Annotated in this window: 18 protein-coding genes and 1 pseudogene; 13 read left to right on the top strand and 6 right to left on the bottom strand. The window is 47.1% G+C overall.

The features are described from left to right. Positions 1–7 precede the first annotated feature (7 nt). Positions 8–1,237 (bottom strand): RtcB family protein, encoded by a 1,230-nt coding sequence (locus E2B99_RS02805; protein ID WP_134243464.1) that lies wholly within the window; start codon positions 1,235–1,237, stop codon positions 8–10. Between the two features lie 544 nt (positions 1,238–1,781). Between E2B99_RS02805 and E2B99_RS02800 the strand changes: the two genes are divergently transcribed. Further along, entirely contained in the window at positions 1,782–2,207 is a 426-nt protein-coding gene (locus E2B99_RS02800; RefSeq protein WP_134243463.1) for a low affinity iron permease family protein, read from the top strand. A gap of 118 nt (positions 2,208–2,325) precedes the next feature. Here E2B99_RS02800 and E2B99_RS02795 read toward each other — a convergent pair whose 3' ends face one another. Continuing rightward, positions 2,326–3,792, bottom strand: a complete 1,467-nt coding sequence (locus tag E2B99_RS02795) for an amino acid permease (RefSeq protein ID WP_134243462.1) — start codon at positions 3,790–3,792, stop codon at positions 2,326–2,328. A 70-nt stretch (positions 3,793–3,862) separates the two neighbouring features. Then, a complete protein-coding gene (locus E2B99_RS02790) occupies positions 3,863–4,894 on the bottom strand; it encodes a methyltransferase (RefSeq protein WP_134243461.1) in 1,032 nt (343 codons plus the stop codon). 308 nt (positions 4,895–5,202) lie between these two features. Here E2B99_RS02790 and typA point away from each other — a divergent pair, with 308 nt between their 5' ends. The 3 genes from typA (at position 5,203) to E2B99_RS02775 (ending at position 8,687) form a co-directional block, all read left to right on the top strand. Further along, complete coding sequence (gene typA / locus E2B99_RS02785) at positions 5,203–7,056, top strand: translational GTPase TypA (protein ID WP_134243460.1); 1,854 nt, start codon at positions 5,203–5,205, stop codon at positions 7,054–7,056. A gap of 219 nt (positions 7,057–7,275) precedes the next feature. Further along, the gene (gene mscL, locus E2B99_RS02780; RefSeq protein ID WP_134243459.1) at positions 7,276–7,713 is read left to right on the top strand and encodes a large conductance mechanosensitive channel protein MscL; all 438 of its coding nucleotides are present in this window, start codon (positions 7,276–7,278) and stop codon (positions 7,711–7,713) included. A gap of 104 nt (positions 7,714–7,817) precedes the next feature. Next, on the top strand, positions 7,818–8,687 hold the full coding sequence (locus tag E2B99_RS02775) for an EamA family transporter (RefSeq protein ID WP_134243458.1): 870 nt from the start codon (positions 7,818–7,820) through the stop codon (positions 8,685–8,687). A 67-nt stretch (positions 8,688–8,754) separates the two neighbouring features. Here E2B99_RS02775 and mutM read toward each other — a convergent pair whose 3' ends face one another. Further along, positions 8,755–9,591 carry a bifunctional DNA-formamidopyrimidine glycosylase/DNA-(apurinic or apyrimidinic site) lyase gene (mutM, locus tag E2B99_RS02770; protein ID WP_134243457.1) on the bottom strand — a complete coding sequence of 279 codons (837 nt, stop codon included), beginning with the start codon at positions 9,589–9,591 and terminating at the stop codon, positions 8,755–8,757. Positions 9,592–9,723: 132 nt separating this feature from the next. Here mutM and E2B99_RS02765 point away from each other — a divergent pair, with 132 nt between their 5' ends. Next, on the top strand, positions 9,724–10,344 hold the full coding sequence (locus tag E2B99_RS02765; RefSeq protein ID WP_134243456.1) for a DNA-3-methyladenine glycosylase: 621 nt from the start codon (positions 9,724–9,726) through the stop codon (positions 10,342–10,344). Between the two features lie 24 nt (positions 10,345–10,368). On the opposite strand, the pseudogene E2B99_RS02760 reads toward E2B99_RS02765, so the two are convergent. Next, a pseudogene (locus E2B99_RS02760) lies at positions 10,369–10,691 on the bottom strand (low molecular weight protein tyrosine phosphatase family protein). An 84-nt stretch (positions 10,692–10,775) separates the two neighbouring features. Further along, positions 10,776–11,513: a YgfZ/GcvT domain-containing protein gene (locus tag E2B99_RS02755; RefSeq protein ID WP_134243455.1), complete on the bottom strand. Its 738-nt coding sequence runs from the start codon at positions 11,511–11,513 to the stop codon at positions 10,776–10,778. A 299-nt stretch (positions 11,514–11,812) separates the two neighbouring features. Between E2B99_RS02755 and acnD the strand changes: the two genes are divergently transcribed. From acnD to E2B99_RS02715, 8 genes are all read left to right on the top strand, one after another. Then, the gene (gene acnD / locus E2B99_RS02750) at positions 11,813–14,437 is read left to right on the top strand and encodes a Fe/S-dependent 2-methylisocitrate dehydratase AcnD (protein WP_134243454.1); all 2,625 of its coding nucleotides are present in this window, start codon (positions 11,813–11,815) and stop codon (positions 14,435–14,437) included. A gap of 130 nt (positions 14,438–14,567) precedes the next feature. Next, positions 14,568–15,479, top strand: coding sequence for a hypothetical protein (locus tag E2B99_RS02745; RefSeq protein WP_134243453.1), 912 nt, complete (start codon positions 14,568–14,570; stop codon positions 15,477–15,479). A gap of 10 nt (positions 15,480–15,489) precedes the next feature. Further along, positions 15,490–16,107, top strand: a complete 618-nt coding sequence (locus tag E2B99_RS02740) for a hypothetical protein (protein WP_134243452.1) — start codon at positions 15,490–15,492, stop codon at positions 16,105–16,107. A 453-nt stretch (positions 16,108–16,560) separates the two neighbouring features. Continuing rightward, entirely contained in the window at positions 16,561–16,950 is a 390-nt protein-coding gene (locus tag E2B99_RS02735; protein ID WP_134243451.1) for a VOC family protein, read from the top strand. A 327-nt stretch (positions 16,951–17,277) separates the two neighbouring features. Next, positions 17,278–17,943 (top strand): pseudouridine synthase, encoded by a 666-nt coding sequence (locus E2B99_RS02730; protein ID WP_134243450.1) that lies wholly within the window; start codon positions 17,278–17,280, stop codon positions 17,941–17,943. A gap of 98 nt (positions 17,944–18,041) precedes the next feature. Then, a complete protein-coding gene (locus tag E2B99_RS02725) occupies positions 18,042–18,857 on the top strand; it encodes an RNA pseudouridine synthase (RefSeq protein ID WP_240687701.1) in 816 nt (271 codons plus the stop codon). Positions 18,858–18,987: 130 nt separating this feature from the next. Further along, the gene (locus E2B99_RS02720; protein WP_134243449.1) at positions 18,988–19,929 is read left to right on the top strand and encodes a bifunctional transcriptional activator/DNA repair enzyme AdaA; all 942 of its coding nucleotides are present in this window, start codon (positions 18,988–18,990) and stop codon (positions 19,927–19,929) included. A gap of 234 nt (positions 19,930–20,163) precedes the next feature. Continuing rightward, complete coding sequence (locus E2B99_RS02715) at positions 20,164–21,204, top strand: DUF1176 domain-containing protein (protein WP_134243483.1); 1,041 nt, start codon at positions 20,164–20,166, stop codon at positions 21,202–21,204. Positions 21,205–21,302 lie beyond the last annotated feature (98 nt).

The following is a 21,302-nucleotide window of genomic DNA, read 5'->3' as shown; positions in this document are numbered from 1 at the left end:
TAAGTCTTTAACCTTTCACACATAAAACCTGTTTTAAGGTATGAACCACTTCAACCAGATCGGTCTGGTTAGCCATTACCTGATCAATGTCCTTGTAGGCTGCGGGAATCTCATCGACTACGCCACCATCCTTACGGCATTCAATACCTTGAGTTTGCAGGCTCAGGTCATCAGGGGTAAACAAGCGCTTGGCCTTGCTTCGGCTCATTTTACGGCCTGCGCCATGCGAGCAGGAACAAAACGATTCAGGATTACCCTTGCCACGCACAATGTAGGATTTTGTGCCCATTGATCCGGGAATAATACCCAGTTCATCTGTTGCTGCGCGAATAGCGCCTTTGCGGGTCACAAAGACATTTTCACCAAAATGCTGCTCCTGCTGGACATAATTATGATGACAGTTCACTGCTTCCTTGGATAACTGAAACGGTGGAAAATGGGGACGGATGGCTTCTAAAACCAGCTGCATCATTTCACGGCGGTTTTCATAAGCATAATCCTGTGCCCAGTGCACGGCTTCGACATAGTCATCAAAACTGGCAGAGCCTTCTGCAAAATACGACAAGTCCTTATCAGGTACATGACCAAAGCGATGCTGGGCTTCCTTTTTGGCCAGTTCAATAAAGTAGGTGCCAATGCAATTACCAAGTCCACGGCTGCCGGAATGCAACATAACCCAGACCTGAGCCTGCTCATCCACACACAGTTCAATAAAGTGGTTGCCACCACCCAAAGTGCCGAGCTGTTTTTGCCAGGTTTGGTCAAAATTTTTCAGCATGCGTTTCAGGCCCGGATGCTTGGCAATAATAGTATTCAGGCGTTTGTCCAGCGGGCTAAGGGTTGAGGCCTTGGCCTTGACCTGTTTGTGCAGGGCAAAACCGACAGGCACCTTGCGTTCAATATCACTGCGGATACGGCGCAAGTCATCCGGCAATTGGCTGGCATTTAAGCCAAGCCGCACTGCATTCATGCCGCAACCAATATCCACACCAACGGCCGCAGGAATAATGGCATTTTTGGTGGGGATTACACTGCCGACTGTGGCACCAATCCCTAAGTGAACATCCGGCATTACTGCCACATGCGAATGAATAAACTGCAATCGCGCTACTTTCTTAAGCTGCTCAATGGCATCCGCGTCGATATCTGTGGTGAAAATCTTGATAGGAACACCATAGCCCGGATTGTCAAGGATCTGGGCATCATCTCTGGCGTTAATGGTCATTTGTATGGCCATGATTATTTTCCATTTAAAAAATTGATCATGGTAAATATCAACGGCAGCGCACATGTGCCCCTTGAAAACCTTGCGGTGCTAACCGGGCTACGTCTGGCCTTAGGGATTTTTTCAGGTATAAAAAAACCCAGCGAATGCTGAGCTTTTGGCTTATGCATTCGGATATTTACCGTTTTTAAGTCTGGCAAACATCCGAACAGGCAGATGTTTGCTAAACAGTCAGGTTTTTCTTCAAATTAGGGTTTAGCACAACATCCTCCTTTTAAGTGGTTAAAATCAGGGAATCTGGTAAATCGGCATATCGCTTGAGAATAGCTGGTTTACTCGGGGTAGTTATTATAAGTTGAATCTGCACAAATGCAACACCTTCCGCCACAGGGCAAAAACGCATGCTGTTATATCAGGGAAAAATCTAGGACTATGATGCTAGGTTTGATCAGCAAGTCACGTTTAATCAACAAATTATAAAAAAACTATGCTCGCATTAATCATCAAATTTTAAGATTATTTTAAGCATACAACTGATAAAAACAGGATACAGATTATGAGCATGACGCATATGTATGAAGGGTTGGCCAAGCAGGCTGCCAAGTATTCAGGCCGACCAGTAACCTTTTTGATTGCCACGCTGGTGGTGATTGTCTGGGCAGTGTCCGGGCCGATTTTCCATTACAGTGATACCTGGCAACTGGTGATCAATACGGGGACAACCATCATTACCTTTCTGATGGTGTTTTTAATCCAGAATACCCAGAATACTGACACCACGGCGATTCAGCTTAAACTGGATGAACTGATCCGGGTTAAGCAGGCCGCAGATAATAGCTTGTTAAATCTGGAAGACATGGATGCCGCATCGTTAGAAAAATTCAGGGAGAAATACCTGAAGCTGGCAAAAGAAGCCTGTGAGAAAATTGAAGAAAGAGTGGAAGAGCAGGAGATCAATGAGCAAAACAAACCCACTGCCTGATAACAGGGGCTTGTTTAATCAGCAGCATTTTTTGTAGTAACTAAGGGTAAATCTTGCCGCTATTATCGGGAAATTGCTTTGGAACGTGCTTTGGAGAGTATGTGCCGGGCAGTGCGGTTTAATCGCCCCGGTAAGGCCGCACATCCATTTCGGTATAGGCAACAAATCGCGTCTTGTACTTCCAGCGATAGCCCAGCCAGATGGCCAGAAAAATGGGAATGCTGATGTAAGCCGAAATAATACCTTGCCAGTCGATGTGTTTACCAATAAAAGCCTGATAGTTTTGTCCCAGGGTAATAAACAGGCATAGGGCAAAGGCAAACAGTGGGCCAAACGGGAAAAACTTGGCTTGATAGAGCAATTCGCTAAGCTGATAGCCTTGTGCAATATAGCCCTTGCGAAAGCGGTAATGGGCTACCGCAATACCAAGCCACACAATAAAGCCGCACATACCTGAGGTATTCAGCAACCAGACATACACCTGTTTGTCCCCAATAAAGGTGCTTAAAAAACACAAGGCACCAATTAGCGTAGTTGCCAGCAAGGCGTTTCGAGGCACACCGTTTTTACTGAGTCTGGCAAAAGTTCGCGGCGCATTGCCTTCTTTGGCCAGGTTATACAGCATGCGGGTTGACGCATACATGCCGGAATTTCCAGCCGACAAAATGGCAGTCAGGATGACGGCATTCATGACACTGGCGGCAAAGGCAAAACCGGCACGTTCAAACAGCAGGGTAAATGGTGATACCGTGATGTCATTATTGCTGGCGGCTTGCAGCAAACGCGGGTCATCGTAGGGAATTAGCGTACCAATCACAAAAATGGCCAGGATGTAAAACATCAGAATGCGCCAGAATAGCTGCTTGATGGCGAGTGGAATGGTCTTTTTGGGGTTTTCTGATTCACCAGCGGCCACCCCAATCAGCTCAGTGCCCTGAAAGGAAAACCCGGCAATCATGGCAACGCCAACCATGGCTTGCAGGCCACCTACAAATGGGGCATCACCATGCGTCCAGTTGCTAAAGCCGGGCGATTGTACGCCATGCATCAGGCCAAAAATACTGGCCAGCCCAAGCCCAATGAAAATAATTACGGCAATGACTTTAACCAGTGAAAACCAGAATTCACTTTCACCAAAGCCTTTGACTGAAATCACATTGAGCAAAAACATCAGCGCCAGAAAGCCGCCACTCCACACGATGCCATTCACCTCAGGGAACCAGAAACCCATGATGATCTGTGCAGCAACCAGCTCGGCAGCAATGGTCACTGCCCAGTTGTACCAGAAGTTCCAGCCCAGCGCGAAACCAAAGCCTTTTTCCACATAGCGTTCGCCATAAGTGGAAAATGATCCGGCGACCGGCTGGTAAGCTGCCATTTCGCCCAGACTGGTCATTAGGAAAAACACCATTACGCCAATCAGCGCATAGGCCAGCAATGCACCTGCCGGGCCAGCCGCAGCAATGGTACTGCCGGATGCCAGAAACAGGCCAGTGCCAATGGAGCCACCAATGGCAATCATATTTAAATGGCGGGCTTTGAGTTTGCGCTGTAAGTGCGGTGCTTCAGGGTGTGAGCTGGCCATGATAAAGAAAATATCCGGTTAAATAAGGCAGTATGAAACAACAGGTTTATGGGAGACAACCAGCGCAAAACTAGCTGCGTTTGGCTTGGTACACATGAAAGCCCTGTCCATGTGCAAGGACATGACAATGGCCAAAATGGGTTTTGAGCAGCGGAGGATATTTTAAAAAGCTGTTGGCAACAATTCTTAATTCACTTCCTGAATAAGGTGCAGGGTTAAGGTGCAGCACAGCCTGCGTGAGCAAATCTTCACTGGCTTTATAGCTGGTGTGAATGCCCTGATGAAACGGCGGATTGCTAATAATGGCGCCCAGATTTTGCGGGGCATCAGCAATACCACGTCCGGCAATCAGGTGAATGCCATCATCCTCAGCAATCTGGTTGGCAGCCAGACTTAAGCGGGTCGCAGCCAGTGCAAACGCATCCACATCCAGAAAATGCACTGTTTGCTGTGAATATTTTTGCTTTAGGAAACAGCCAATCACGCCAGCGCCACAGCCGAAATCCAGTAAGTCACCTTTGGGTAGTTTATCCAGATGCTGTAACAGCAGGGCAGTGCCGATATCCAGATGACCATGACTAAACACACCGGGTAGGCTTACGACTTTAAGTTGGTTAAACTGCTCCAGCACAAAGGTTTTGGCCCAGGCAGCCAGTGGTTTGTCAGCGACTGGGGCAGACAAAATACATTGCCACAGTTGGCAATGCCGCGCGCTGTCCAGCTTTAATGTTTTGCCATACGGCTGTAACTGCTTGGCGGCACGTTCAATGCCAGCCCGTTTTTCACCCACCAGAAACAACTGGCCTTGTGGTTTTAAGCGGCTGGCAATGCGCTGTAATAAATAATCGGTGAGTTCTTTTGATTTGGGCAAAAAGATAATGGCCTGATCAAACTGCTGATCCGGTGGCTCGGCTGAAAACTGGCAGTTACTGTCAAGCTGCTTCAAGACACTGTATTCACCAAAGTGCCAAGACCATGCACATACGCTGGTAAGTTGTGGCTTTAGTGCGTGAATGAGTTGATCGGCTGGCAGGCCTGCCAGTAATACGGTGCCTTTAAAAAAATCGAGCTGCCGTAAAATTACTTCGCTGCGCGGATCCATGCCATGCCCCTGTAATGTATCTGGTGTAAAAACTGAAATTTTAGCAGAACTTGGCTTGTGAATTCTGCGTGCGTCACAATGAAAATCTAAACCTTTAGAATCAAGGCAAGATGAAAAAGTTTGAACTGATTTTTCTGGCCCGATGGAGTGGTTACAAAGTAACCAGTATGAGGGGTTTAAAAAAACCAATGCTGTAACCGGTTCTCTGATATAATTTCGCGTCCAAATTTTTAGTTGCTTGCATTCAGATGGGTGCTAGTAAAATAAACTGTGTACATACCTGTGTACAAACTACCGGATTTAATTGAATGTCATCTAATGCAAGTGATTCAAGTGTAAAAGATTTACGCAATATTGCCATTATTGCGCACGTTGACCATGGCAAAACCACACTGGTCGACAAATTGTTGCAACAGTCTGGCGCGCTGGGCGACCGTGCTGGTGAAATTGAGCGTGTGATGGATTCCAACGCGCTGGAAAGTGAGCGTGGTATTACCATTCTGGCCAAGAATACGGCCATTAAGTGGTTAGATAAGCGTACCAATCAGGAATACCGTATCAATATTGTGGATACACCGGGACACGCCGACTTCGGTGGTGAAGTAGAGCGCGTGATGTCCATGGTGGACTGCGTACTGCTTCTGGTGGATGCACAGGACGGCCCAATGCCGCAAACCCGCTTTGTAACGCAAAAAGCCTTTGCCCGTGGCCTAAAGCCTATTGTTGTACTGAACAAGATTGACCGTCCGGGCGCGCGTCCTGACTGGGTGATGGATCAGGTATTTGACCTGTTTGACAATCTGGGTGCCAGCGATGAACAGCTGGATTTCCCGGTGGTATATGCCTCTGCATTAAACGGGATTGCCGGTAATGATCCAGCCGATATGGCTGAGGACATGACCCCGTTGTTCCAGACGATTGTTGATATTGTTGAGCCGCCAAAGGTTGACGTTGATGGCCCATTCCAGATGCAAATTTCCAGCCTGGATTACAACAGCTTTGTGGGCGTGATCGGGATTGGCCGTATCCAGCGCGGTGCGGTAAAGACCAATACCCCGGTGGTTGTGGTAGACAAAGAAGGCAACAAGCGTAATGGCCGTATCCTGCAAATCATGGGCTATCATGGCCTTGAGCGCCTGGAAGTGCCAGAAGCCTCTGCTGGTGACATTATCTGTATTACTGGTATTGATGCGCTCAACATTTCTGACACCATTTGTGATCCGAAAGCCGTTGAAGCATTGCCGCCGCTGTCTGTGGATGAGCCCACTGTTTCCATGACCTTTCAGGTCAACAACTCGCCATTTGCTGGTAAAGAAGGCAAGTTTGTGACCTCGCGCAACATCCGTGAGCGTCTGGAACGTGAGCTGATTCACAACGTGGCGCTGCGTGTCGAAGACACTGATTCTCCAGACCGCTTCAAGGTCTCGGGTCGTGGCGAGCTGCACTTGTCAGTACTGATTGAAAACATGCGTCGCGAAGGCTTTGAGCTGGGTGTATCGCGTCCTGAAGTGATCATGAAAGAAATTGACGGTGTGCTCAATGAGCCGTTTGAAAACGTGACCTTTGATGTGGAAGAGCAGCATCAGGGCGGCGTGATGGAGCAAATGGGTAACCGCCGTGGCGAGCTGACCAATATGGAAGTAGACGGCAAAGGCCGTATCCGTATTGAAGCCACTGTGCCTTCGCGTGGCCTGATTGGTTTCCGTTCCGAGTTCCTGACCATGACGTCCGGTTCCGGTATCATGACCTCCAGTTTCTCGCATTATGGCCCAGCCAAAACCGGTACAGTGGCCAAGCGCCAGAATGGTGTGCTGATTTCCATGGTTCAGGGCACCTGTCTGGCCTATGCATTGTATACCTTGCAGGACCGTGGCCGTTTGTTTGCCGAGCCACAGCTTGAAGTATATGAAGGCATGATCGTGGGCATTAACTCCCGTGGCGATGACATGGTGGTTAACCCAACCAAAGCCAAGCAGCTCACCAACGTACGTGCCAGTGGTACAGATGAAGCATTAACCCTGACCCCGGCAATCAAGTATACGCTGGAACAGGCACTGGAATTTATAGAAGACGACGAACTGGTTGAAGTTACCCCGAAATCCATTCGTCTGCGCAAGAAATTCCTGACAGAAAATGATCGTAAACGTGCTGGTCGTAAATAAGTCGTCCTGCCGCTGAGCAGGAGATAACTGTAAAAACCGCCTGATGCGTGTCGTTAGGCGGTTTTTTTATGGATAAAGGAAATCTACTGTCATTGTTTTTGATCATAACAATGTTAAATTAAATGCCACTTTTAACTTGGCAATTTAAGAGCCCGGGTGGTTCATGCTCAATTTAAAGTCATGATTGTATATTTTATAAGCATTATTTTGGAGTAAAACATGAGTATTGTTCAGGAATTCAAGGAATTTGCCCTCAAGGGCAATATGTTTGACTTGGCCATTGGCGTCATTATTGGTGGCGCTTTTAACAAGATTATTGATTCACTGGTGAAAGATATCCTGATGCCAGTGATTTCCCGGATTATTGGTGGTGACGTCGATTTTTCCCAGTGGTACATCGTGCTGGGTGATAATCCCAACCATTTAAACTCACTGGATGCACTACAAAAAGCTGGAATCAACGTATTAAGTTATGGAAATTTCCTCACTATACTGATTAATTTCCTGTTGCTGGCCTGGGTGGTGTTTTTGATGGTGAAGGTTGTCAACCGTGTGCGTCGACAGGATGAGCCTGCTCCAGTCCAGCCACCTGCTGATCCGGAAGATATTAAATTGCTACGTGAAATCCGTGACCAGCTCAAAGCCAACCAGAGCTAAGTCTTTTAAAAACGGCTGAATCACCAGCCGTTTTTTTATGGGTTATTTATGATGATATTGAGCAAATTAACCCTGTCAGCCTTAGGGTATTTTAATTCATTCCCATGATGTACTTATTGATTGCTGCGCTGTGCAGCGTGCTGGTGTCATTGCTTTTAAAATGGTCTAAGCCCCGTGGCTTTAGCGCAATTGCACTGATTAGCTGGAATTATGTGGCAGCCATTGGCTTAACTGCGGTATTGCTTAAACCGGACCTGACGAGTCTTCAGCATATCAGTAATGCATCAAAGCTGGCCTTTTTGGCATTGGGGATTTTACTGCCCAGTATTTTTGTGATGCTGTCGCGCGCTTTACAGTACGCGGGCCTGATTAAAACTGAAGTGGCCCAGCGTATGTCGTTAGTGTTGTCGCTGCTGGCTGCGTTTTTGCTGTTTGCCGAAACTATGAGCTGGCTCAAACTGCTGGGCATTGCACTGGGCTTGTGTGGTGTGCTGGGTCTGATTATTAGCTGTAAAACTGGTAACACGTCGGTGAGTCCGCTCAAGCATTCAGGCTGGTTATTGCTGACAGTATGGGCAGGCTACGCCGCTGTCGATGTGCTGCTGAAATATATTTCTAGCTTAAGCTATTCTACCAGTACCGCCCTGTTTGCCAGTTTTAGTATTGCCTTGCTGCTATTGCTGGCATGGCAAGCGGTGCAACGCCAGTTCAAACCACTCTTACAGCCTCGCCATGCTGCGCTGGGTTTGCTACTCGGCACGTTGAATTTTTGCAATATCTGGTTTTATATCAAGGCACATCAGCAATTGGCCAGCAATCCGGCCATCATTTTTGCCAGCATGAACATTCTGGTGGTCATACTAGGCGTTATTGCTGGAGTGGTGCTATTCCAAGAAAAATTGAAAAAATCCGGCTGGGGATTTGTTGGCCTGTCGCTCCTGGCGATTGTGGTGCTGTATTACGCTAAACGTTAATGTACCCTAAGTTTATAGACGGATTTTAATTTACAAATGAATTTTAGGACTATTTTAACGGCTGATGCTATTTCAATGGCTGACAGCAGGGACAAAACACACTGGCGCGCTGGCCTAGTTTCAGGTTTTCAAGTTCTGTATCGCAATTAACGCATAGTTCGCCTGCACGACCATACGCCAGCAGGGTTTGCTGAAAATAACCATTTTCGCCCATTGCATTGGTATAGTCACGCAAGGTGGAACCGCCCAGATCAATGGCCTGTTTTAAAATCCGCTTGATTTCCAGCACCAGTTTTTCAATTTCAGGCATGGTAAGTGAGTGAGCTGGCCGCGCCGGATGAATACCAGTATTAAACAGGCTTTCGGTAGCATAAATATTTCCTACACCCACTACTACAGCATTGTCCATGATGGCAACCTTGATTGCCGTACTTTTACCTTTTAATTTGCTGGCGAGATAGTTGGCATCAAATTCATTATCCAGCGGCTCTGGCCCCAGCTTTGATAGCAGGGTATGCGTGCCATTTTCCAGCCACAGCATACAGCCAAACCGGCGCGGGTCGTGATAGCGCAACTCAGTGATCTGGCCTTCATTGTCCCCAAATTGCCCATCACTAAATTGTAAAACCACATGGTCATGCTTGCGCAATTCATCCTGTGCATTGCAAATACTAAAACTGCCAGACATGCCCAGATGCAATAACAGCGCATCCTTGTCAAAATGCGCCAGAATATACTTGGCACGACGTTCCAGCCTAAGCAGTTTTTGTCCAGTCAACTTGGATAAATCATCCGGCACAGGCCAGCGCAAGCTATGCTGACGTACCTGAACATGGGTCACAGTCTGACCCAGTAAAGGTTGTAAACTGGTTTTGGTGGTTTCAACTTCGGGCAATTCAGGCATAAAACGCTCACAGATCAACAACGGCTATCACGCGTCGTAACAGGTTTAGCAAAAACCGGCTTAGCAATAAAAGGCTTAACCCAGTTAATATTGGTCTTAACGTGAAAGAAAACAAGGACACTGCGCTTAAAGATGCAAAAATCACCGACACCTTCGAATACTGCGATAAGTCAACCAGAACAAGTGGGTTCCAATTCAGCACAGGTTCTGGCGCATGACTGGTTTAGGCGTCCGACTGCGGTGGTGGCGTCTGATTTGATTGGCTGCTATTTGTGCCGCCGTATGGATGACGGGCAGGTGGTTCGTGCCATGATTACAGAAACCGAGGCTTATTTAGGCGTTGGTGATGCAGCTTGCCATGCTTTTGAGGGACGCCACACACCGCGCACTAGCGTGATGTACAAGGAAGCAGGCACCATTTATGTGTACCTGATTTATGGCCTGCATTATTTGCTAAACATTGTCACCACTGAAATTGGCCAGCCGGAAGCGGTTCTGATTCGTGCGGTGCATGTGGACGGTGAGCCAGTCAAGACTGGTGCAGGGCCTGCCAAGCTGACCAAGCGACTAAATATTGACAAGCGCCTGAACAATCACCTGCTGGGCGAGCAGGTTGGCCTGTGGGTCGAAAACAAAGCGCAGGCCAATATTCCGGTGAGTGTAGCTAAGCGGGTAGGGATTGATTATGCCGGAGAAGCCGCGCACTGGCTGATGCGCTTTTACTGGACGGGGCATGGGTCGGTGTCGAAGTAATTGACCCATTTACATGAGCCAAGCCTACTGATTCAAATAGGGCTGCATGGATTGCTGTAATAACTCAACCAGCGCGGCATCTATGTAGTGATAATCATCTGGTATATCCAGCACCATAATCGTTTTGAACTGGCAGGGCTTGCAAAATCAGCCTTGATCCGTTGCTTATGCTTGTGTTCCATCACGAAAATGACATCTGCCCACGCAATATCACTGGCTGTGATTTTACGCTTGGCCTGCGCGGAAGTTCCTGCTGAGCGGGTGTGACAGCCATAGCCTTTGGCAAAAATACGTTCTGCGGTAGGACTGCGCCACTGATTACGGCTACAGATAAAGAGGTAATTCATGTTTACTAAGTCTGCACTTTATTTGCGTATTAATGCTTTAAAAGAATCCTTTCTTTCCTATTCCTTAAAAGTTCAGTTTATCTATTACTTCTCACGCCCCACATCACCATTCAAGCCTTCTGGCAAGTCCAGCACCTGATAAATTGAATCTTCTAAGGCACTGGGCTTTGCCACCACCAATGCTTGCCAGCCATCTGCACTGGCAATGGCATTGACGACTTGAATGTCATCAGCCAGTTGCTGTCCGGCAGCAGGCACATCACTAATTCCGGCACGAATCAGATGCAGCCAGTGCTTAGGCTTGGCACGAAACCACAGGCGCGCAATGATTTCCTGGCCCAGATAGCAGCCCTTGTCATAGTCCACACCACCACGCTGGTGCAAGCGCAATTCCTGTGGCTGAAACAGCCCCGCCGTTTGTGCCGTAATCCATGCCTGTCCCTGACTAATGGCAGTGTGTTGCCATTGTTCAATGCTCACGCCTACATCATTATGGCTAAAGCTGGCTTTGCCACTAACAATCGCCGGATACACAGGCTGTGCAGTATCCAGCTGAAACTTTGAAAAAGCACCGTACTTTTTAATATGCGCCTGTAAGGCATCACGCTGGTCGTCAGCAACCACCACTTCAATGGATTCTGTGCTGTACTTTTTAAGCCATAAGCCAAAATTAACCCGGCCTTTTAAGTCACAAATGGCTGTGGGGCGATATTCATCGGCAGTTAAACTGCTGACATTGACTGTCACCTGTCCCTGCAAGAATTTTTCGGCATCCGGGCCATTAAGCACAAAAGCGGTAAAGGACAGCCTGGCAAGTGACATATGAATACTCCTACAGCAGCAGTGGCTAACACCAGAATGACTGCATTATACCGTGTTAATGATTAATCCAGAATGCAGCTTTGGTGTTTAAGTTGAAACACCCTTAAAGCAGATTTGATGGAAAAAGTGCGCTGCTTTTGCAGACTAAAGTAAAAACCTAAGAATATGTAACTAAATATTTCAAAAACTATAATTTTTAGGGTTAACTATATGATAAATAATAAATTTGGGAAACGCCATTCGCGCAGAGTACAATGTGCCCCATTGATAAACCGAGCCACTGGACTAACCCCCTAGCCATGAATACACAATACCGTAAGCCCTTACCCGGTACCCAGCTTGACTACTTTGACGTTCGCGCTGCCGTTGAAGCCATTCAGCCCGGTAGCTACGACACCCTGCCGTATACCTCGCGCGTGCTGGCAGAACAACTGGTGCGCCGTGCCGAACCCGAGCACCTTACTGCTTATTTAACCCAATTGATTGAGCGCCGTCAGGATCTGGATTTTCCATGGTATCCGGCGCGTGTGGTGTGCCATGACATTCTAGGCCAGACGGCACTGGTTGACTTGGCTGGCCTGCGTGATGCGATTGCTGAGCAGGGTGGTGATCCTTCAAAAGTCAATCCGGTGGTGCCAACCCAGCTAATTGTGGATCACTCACTGGCTGTAGAGTGCGGTGGTTTTGATCCTGATGCGTTTGAAAAAAACCGCGCCATTGAAGACCGTCGCAATGAAGACCGTTTTCATTTTATTGAATGGACTAAAACTGCATTTAAAAATGTGGATGTGATTCCAGCCGGTAACGGTATCATGCACCAGATCAATCTGGAAAAAATGTCGCCGGTTATTCAGGCCCGTCCAGATAATGAAGGCAAGCTGGTTGCATTCCCAGATACTTGTGTGGGCACTGATTCACACACCCCGCATGTGGATGCGCTGGGCGTAATTGCCATTGGCGTCGGTGGTCTGGAAGCAGAAACCGTGATGCTGGGCCGTGCGTCCATGATGCGCCTGCCGGATATTGTTGGCGTGGAATTGGTTGGCCAGCGTCAACCCGGCATTACTGCCACTGATATTGTGCTGGCACTGACGGAATTCCTGCGTAAAGAGCGTGTGGTCGGCGCTTACCTTGAGTTCTTTGGCGAAGGTGCGGACAGCATGACCATTGGTGACCGCGCCACCATTTCCAACATGACGCCAGAATACGGTGCAACAGCCGCCATGTTCTCCATTGACCAGCAAACACTGGATTATTTAAAACTCACTGGCCGTGAAGACGAGCAGGTGGCACTGGTGGAAACCTATGCCAAAGTCACTGGCCTGTGGGCAGATAGCCTGAAAACTGCCGTGTATCCGCGCGTGCTGAAATTTGATTTGTCCACGGTTACCCGCAACATGGCTGGCCCATCCAACCCGCATGCGCGCGTATCGACTAGCGACTTGGCTGCCAAGGGCATTGCTGGCGTAGTAGAAAATCGCACTGATGGCCTGATGCCAGATGGCGCAGTGATTATTGCCGCCATTACCTCGTGTACCAATACCTCTAATCCACGCAACACCGTGGCGGCTGGTTTGCTGGCCAAAAAAGCCAACGAACTGGGTTTAACACGCAAGCCATGGGTAAAAAGCTCATTTGCACCAGGTTCTAAAGCGGCTGCGCTTTACTTGGAAGAGGCAGGCGTATTGAATGAGCTGGAACAACTGGGCTTTGGTATTGTGGCATTTGCCTGCACCACCTGTAACGGCATGTCTGGTGCGCTAGACCCACAAATCCAGCAGGAAATTATTGACCGCGACCTGTACGCCACTGCCGTACTGTCCGGTAACCGTAACTTTGATGGTCGCATTCACCCCTATGCCAAGCAGGCCTTTTTGGCATCTCCGCCATTGGTCGTGGCCTATGCGATTGCTGGCACCATTCGTTTTGATATTGAAAAAGACGTATTGGGCAACGATAAAAACGGCAATCCGGTATACCTCAAAGACATCTGGCCAAGTGATGAAGAAATTGATGCACTGGTTGCCAAGAGCGTGAAGCCGGAACAATTCCGCAAGGTTTATATTCCCATGTTTGACCTGGGTGAAATTGAACAGGCAGAAAGCCCACTGTACGACTGGCGTCCAACGTCTACCTATATTCGTCGTCCGCCGTACTGGGATACGACAGGTATGGGCGCACTGGCTGCCAACCCGCGCACCCTCAAAGGTATGCGTCCACTAGCGGTGCTGCCGGATAACATCACGACTGACCATCTGTCACCTTCCAACGCGATTCTGGCCAGCAGTGCTGCCGGTGAATACCTGGCCAAAATGGGCCTGCCAGAAGAAGACTTTAACTCGTATGCCACCCATCGCGGCGACCATTTGACCGCCATGCGTGCCACTTTTGCCAACCCGAAATTGCTCAATGAAATGGTACGCAATGAAGAGGGCAAGGTGATTCAGGGGTCACTCGCGCGTGTTGAGCCGGAAGGCCAGGTGACCCGCATGTGGGAAGCCATTGAAACCTACATGACCCGCAAGCAGCCACTGATTATTATTGCCGGCGCGGATTATGGTCAGGGTTCCAGCCGTGACTGGGCGGCCAAGGGCGTTCGTCTGGCGGGTGTTGAAGCGATTGTGGCGGAAGGCTTTGAGCGCATTCACCGCACCAACCTGATTGGCATGGGCGTGTTGCCGCTGGAGTTTAAGGCAGGCACCAACCGCAATACCTTGAACATTGATGGCACTGAAACCTTTGATGTGATTGGCCACCATACGCCACGCGCTGAACTAACACTGGTGATTCATAGGGCAAATGGTGAAAGCATTGAAGTGCCAGTGATCTCGCGTCTGGATACTGCCGAAGAAGTGCTGATTTATGAAGCCGGTGGTGTATTGCAGCGCTTTGCCAAGGACTTCTTGGAAGGTGCGGTGGCTTAATTTCTAGTTAGAAATTAGCTTAAAGAAGCCCTGTCGAAAGATGGGGTTTTTTATTAATTTAACATTTGGTATTTTAAGTAAAATTTACTGAAAGTACCCCGTTAGGGGATCACTGAAGGGATAAGAAATTATGAATGAAATTTTATCTAAGGAACATTATCGTAGGACTTTTTTTATTATTGTCGGTTTACTTCTGATTTTAGTCATATTAGTAAGATGCTTTGTTACTCCTTATTTTGGCGCGGACGCATTAAATTTTATCCAATTTACTGTTAAGTTTCTTGATTCTTTTGTAGTTTCATTAATTATTACCGTTTTTATTGGGGGATTCGTATTTTGGCTCACGCCAAGTATTGTGAAACGTTCAGCGATCGAAGTGATTGAGCCGAAAAGAATTAACCCAACTTTAAAATCATCAGTATCCAATACTAGGTTCTGGATTTATAAAGGAACCTGTGGCCGTTATACGAGAGCTACGACAATACCAAAATTAGCAGAAGCTGCAAGGATAGCAGGCCTTGGGCGTGATATCACAATTTGTTTATTAAATCCCAAAAATGAGAAGCTATGCGCAGAATATGCAACATACCGGAGAAGCCTGAAATCTGCTCATGCAAATGATCCATGGACAGAAAAATCAGTCCAAGAAGAAATTCTGGCAACAGCAGTTACAGCATTAAAATATCAGTACTCCGAACCTTTGCTCCGAATTCGTGTTTTTTTTGTTGATCATTTCTCTGCATTTCGTTTGGATATCACAGAGGATTTTGTAGTTATCACGAAAGAGGATAAAGAGGCTTCTGCGTTACGAGCGGACTCAGGAACCTATTTTTATGATTCTTATAAGGATGACGTAAGATTAACTGAACGGCAATCGAAAGAAATGAAACATTGTGAGTCATTAATATTCCATGGTGCTTTGGATCGTGAAAAACTTTCAGAGGCAATTCAAAGTGCTAATCTATTTGATTTAGATAAGCTTAAAATACTTAACACTGATCGAATTCTCAAGTGTATAAACTCTCCAAAAGATCCTTATTAGAAAAATTAAGATGACTATATCCTTTTCAACTCTTGTTAATGCATTAGAAAATCAGGTTGTTTCTATTTCTGATCTTCTAATATTGCGTCGAGAAATTGGTGTTCCCTTCAAATTACATCCATTAGGTTTTTTAGCATGTACATTAATGAGCGAAGGCTCTAAAAAGATACGTCTACATTGTTGGGTTGAAGCTAATGATGAGATTGAACAATCTTCTGATTGTTTAATACATGATCATTTGTTTGATTTTAAAAGTTGGGTTTTCCATGGAGCAATTGAGAATATTGAATATATTTTTCATGAAAGTGGGCAGGAATATGCTAAATATTCAACTCAATACAGAGCTGATAGCTCTATCTTAATAAAGTCGAATGAAGTATTACGAGTTTCAGAAAGTAATCGTACGGTATATAAGTCTGGTCAAGCTTATACGATGAAAGCAGGTGTATTACATAGGACCTTAAAAGTGGGAGATAAACCAGCTTTCACTGTACTATTAACAAATGATGTTTCAGAGGTTGCTCCAGTTGTTTTAGGAGCTATGAATGGAAGCGTGAGTTACTCCTATTATCGAAAGTCGCTATCAGAGGATATCTTGGCACAGAAATTAGCCGTTTTAGATCTATAATGGAATTAGGGCTTACTAAACATCGCTTTTTATCATTTCAATTTAGTTGAAAATAACTTCTCGTACTGTGTACATCTTTCAGCAAGTTTTTTAGATGAGGAAACTACCATCGTTAAGCTGGAAGATGTTAAGGGCTTTTATATTGTTGATCGACAGCCATGGAGTTTCTTTTTACTGGGTACAGTACTTGTGATTACGCACGTTGAAGCAGAAAGTCATCCTTGTATAAAGTGCATTAAGCAGCCTTATCAGCTTGCCAAAATAATTAAAAGGTATGCCTTGAAGAATGGTGCAAATATTGATGAGAGTTTTGCTTGAACAGTGATCTGATCATAAAAAATTATATCGGTATAAACGTGGCGGTCATCAAAAGCCATATATCTATTGCTGAAATCCTAATAGTGTTAGCCTACAGTCCAACTCAAATATCCCAAAATTAAGGAAAGGAAAAATATGTTTAATCACATCATGGTCGGGTCTAATGACATTGAACGCTCAAAAGCTTTCTATAATAAAGTGCTGGCTGTTTTAGGGGCAGGTGAGCCATTTTTAAATGTTTCAAATTCTGGGCATACTCGACTTTTTTATCGCCATGATGGTAATACATTTGGCATTAGCGAACCCATCAATGACGAACCTGCAACTTGTGCAAATGGGGCAACCATTGGCTTCAAATGTAACTCGCCTGAACAAGTAAAGGAATTCCATGATGTGGCGGTTGCCAATGGCGGTACATCCATTGAAGACGTGCCGGGCCTACGCCAAACCAGTCTGGGAGCATTGCATCTTGCGTATGTGCGTGATCCAGACGGCAATAAATTGTGCGCCATTTATCGCCCTTAATCTGTTGTTCTGGTATTGCATCGACCAATTACGAGTAGATCTTTGGCGTGTATCGCGCTGGATTAGATTTCTTTTATAAGTCATGCGCTAGCCTTCGACAAGCTTAGGCTGCGATAGTTGATCTTGTCGAAACCGTATTTTTGCAAATGATTTATTAATGCCGCGCGATATCGTTCTAGCAATATTTTAATAACAGGCGGCCAATGCGTGGTTGAATGAATGTATGGTTGAGTGATGGTTGCAAAATGATGAAAGCAATTTATGCTTATTCATGCAAAGTAGCCCTGTATACTACGGACTCTTAAAATCTTATTGTTAGCCACTGTTGTGCCCCTAAACGACCAATTTATCTACACGCCGCCACAAGGCCCTTTAACTTTCCTTTATGAAGATGATGACCTGATTGTCATTGATAAACCAGCGGGGTTACTGTCCGTGCCCGGTCGCTTGCCAGAACATCAGGACAGCGCGTATTTACGGGTTTTGGAAAAATATCCGTATGCCAAGGTCACGCATCGGCTGGATATGGCAACCTCAGGCATTTTACTGTTTGCCAAGCATCGGGATGCAGAAGTGGCTATCAGCAAACTGTTTCAGGGTCGAGCCATCAAAAAGCATTATGTGGCACTGGTGCAGGGGCAGTTGGCTGGCGACGGCAGTATTGAGGTGCCGCTAATCACGGACTGGCCCAACCGTCCCAAGCAAAAAGTGGATTTTGAAATCGGCAAGCCTGCCAAAACCTTATACCAGCAGCTTGAATACGATGCCGAACAAGACATTAGCCGGATTTTGCTGGAACCCATTACCGGGCGTTCACATCAGCTTCGTGTCCATCTGGCGCATATTGGCCATCCGATTACTGGCGACAAGCTGTACCATTTTAATCCCGCAGCCAGCCTGTTAAACCGCTTGGCCCTGCATGCCAGCTATCTGGCATTAACCCACCCTTTGCAAGGTCATCATCTGGTGCTTGAATCAGCAGTGCCGTTTTAGCATTACTCTTTTAGCAGTGCCATTCTAATCAGCCTACCAGTGACCACATGAAATGATGGTTTTGCGCGTATAATGCAGCACATGATGTAATTGAAGTAATGATGATGACTGCACCAAAGACTGAAGCTGTTCGCCTCGCCAAAGTAGTGAGTGAATTACGTGCCTGTTCGCGCCGCGATGCCGAGCATTATATTGCTGGTGGCTGGGTTATGGTGAATGGGGTAGTGGTGGAACAGCCCAATTACCTGATTACCGATCAGCGCGTAGAGGTGGATGCAGCCGCTAATTTAAAGCCGCTGGCACCAGTCACCATTTTGTTTAACAAGCCTGCTGGCTATGATTTTGGCCTAACGCAAAGCTTGATTGCACGTGGCTTGAATCACCCCAAAATGCATAGCCAGCTAAGCCCTGAGCAACTGGATTTGCTAAAATTTGATGCCTTGCAACTCATTACATTAGAGACTCAGGCCAAGGATGACCGTTCCAATATTCGTCCCTTGCGCTCACATTTTCAAAAACTTATTCCCACGCTGCCGCTGGAAAGTGCGGCCAGTGGCCTGGTAGTGTACACACAAGATAAGTCCATCGCGCGCAAGCTGATTGACGATGCCAGCCGGGTGGAGCAGGAGTTTATTGTCAAGGTACAGGGCAAGTTGTCTGATGATGATTTAAGACGCCTAAATCAGGGTTTTTATGCGCAAGGCAAATTGCTGCCAGCCGCAAAAGTGAGCTGGCAAAATGAAGATCATTTGCGTATTGCCTTAAAAAATGTGCAGCTTGACCAGATTGAAACCATGTGTCAGGCGGTGGGCTTGCAGGTGCTGGAGCTACGGCGTTTACGGATTGGCCGTTTGTCGAAAGCCAAACTGGCGGTAGGTGAGTGGCGTTATTTACTGCCCTATGAGAAGTTTTAGGCGGATGTGATGACTGGCTTAAGCATTGCGCAAGATTCGGGTCGCTTAGGCTGGTCAGTATGGTTATGATGCAGTCAATGCTATACCAAGCAAAGCATTAACCATTGTAAAACCAGCCTGAGGTTGCATCATGCTGCTTAATCCTGATGATCTACACGCTAAGAACTTTGCTGCGAGCCCTATCAACCCGCATGGTGAAAACTATAAGCGCATTGAAAAAGCCATTGCCTATCTGGTGGATCATGCGGGCGAGCAACCCAGTCTTGAGGAAGTGGCCGCGCAGGTGCATCTAAGCCCGTTTCACTTTCAGCGCCTGTTTTGCCAGTGGGCCGGCACCACGCCCAAACGATTTTTGCAGGTGTTAACCCTTGAACGTGGCAAGCAGTTATTGCAGCAGTCACGCTCAGTGCTGGAGGTATCACATGATATTGGCCTAAGCGGCAGTTCGCGCCTGCATGATCATTTTGTGCAGCTTGAAGCCGTTACACCGGGCGAGTTTAAGCAAAAGGGCCGGGATTTGCAGCTTGATTATGGCGTGCATGCCACCCCGTTTGGGCCATTATTTATTGCCATGACTTCGCGGGGGATTTGCAAGGCCAGCTTTATTGATTTTAGTTCACTAGAACAGGAACTGGCCGCCTTGCAACAGGCATGGCCCTTGAGCACCTTACAGCACAACCACGCCTTAACAGCGCCTTTGGTTCACGGTATGTTTCCGTTGCAATACGAGCACCACCAACAGTATAAGCACGACAGCCTGCAAAAGCCGTTTTCGCTGCATGTGTCGGGCACCAATTTTCAGGTGGCCGTATGGCGGGCTTTGTTGAAAATTCCATCGGGTAGTCTGGTCAGTTATTCCGGGCTGGCCAATACGCTGGGTTATCCCAAGGCATCACGGGCAGTGGCCAATGCCATTGGTGCCAATCCGGTCGCATGGCTGATTCCCTGCCATCGGGTCATTCGGGAAAGTGGGGCGCTCGGTGGCTATCGCTGGGGCATAGCAAAAAAACAACTGATTCAAACCTGGGAAAGCCTGCAAATTGCGCCTGCTGATGAAGTGGTTGGTTCATAAATTAACCCGGACAAGACTAAGGGCTAACAGCAAAGGAAACACAAAAATACCAACCGCAAAGTCGACAGCTTGTATGCTTAAGGCATAGAAAACCAGCAAAAAACCAGTGAGTACTTTATGCAATTTTGCCAAAAACCAAGTCAGGCGATGTATAAAAAAATCATAATTCAAAAAGCACTGATTAAAAAAGCGGTAATTCAAAAAGCAGTTTGCGCTTTGGTTCTGATGCCCGGCATGACGTATGCAGCAACAGGTACAAATACAGATTCTGGAAAAGGCATTCATTTTTCGCATCAGGACTGGGAAGTGGCCTGCGACAATACACGCACTTGCCGCGCAGCAGGTTATCAAACGGATGATGGTGACAGTTTTCCGGTATCGGTCTTACTCACCCGTAAAGCCGGGGCAGGCCAAAATGTTAATGGTCAGGTAAAGCTGGGCAACACGGGTTATGTAGAAAATCAGCCGTCACCTCAAGCGGTTCAGTTGTTTATCAATAACACCAGCTATGGCAAGGTTTTATTAAATGGCGAGGGGCTGGATGGTCATTTGTCGAGTGCACAAATTCAGGCATTAATTGCCGCACTGGCAGGTCACACCGTAATTCAGTTTAGGTCGGGACAGGATACGTGGAACCTATCCGGGCAGGGTGCCGCTGCGGTATTGCTTAAAATGGATGACGTGCAGGGACGAGTTGGCACCACTAGCGCTTTAGTGCACAAAGGTAAAAAAACTGAGGCCAGCGTTTTGCCTGCATTGCCAATGCCGGTGGTGAACTGGATAAAACCCGTGGAAAGCCCTGCTTTAAAGCGTCTGGCAAAATCCGTGGATTTGGTTCAGCTTAAAAAGGAAATACTGGCCCAAACTCCAAAAACAGATGACGATTATTGCCCGGTCATGAATGGCGAAGATGACTCTGCAAAATTTGAGATGGATATTCAGCCTTTAAATAGCCATCAACTGCTAGCCAGCGGATTGTGCTGGCGAGGGGCATACAATGAAGGCTATGGCTACTGGGTAATCAATGCACAAAAGCCCTATCAGCCCAAACTGGTCACAACGGGTGCTTCCGATTATGCCGATGGGGTAATCAGTGCGGCGCAAAAAGGTCGTGGCTTGGGAGATTGCTGGTCACATGAAGAATGGACATGGAACGGCCAGCAGTTTATTCAAACCGATGATTCCACCACAGGTATGTGCCGCATGGTCGAGATGGGTGGCGCATGGGATTTACCAACCCGGGTGGCAATTGTAAGAAAACACGTTAAAAAATAATGAAGCTGAAGGCCTTGTTCAAATACTGGCACCTCACGCTCAACACAGGGAAGAAAGTGCCTATAACCCCCGATTTAATGCCGTTATAATAGCGCCAA

The sequence above is a fragment of the Alkanindiges illinoisensis genome (assembly GCF_004377485.1).
Classification (GTDB): Bacteria; Pseudomonadota; Gammaproteobacteria; order Pseudomonadales; family Moraxellaceae; genus Alkanindiges; species Alkanindiges illinoisensis_A.
Note: the sequence above shows the minus strand (reverse complement) of the source record. Positions and strands in the feature narration are given on the sequence as shown.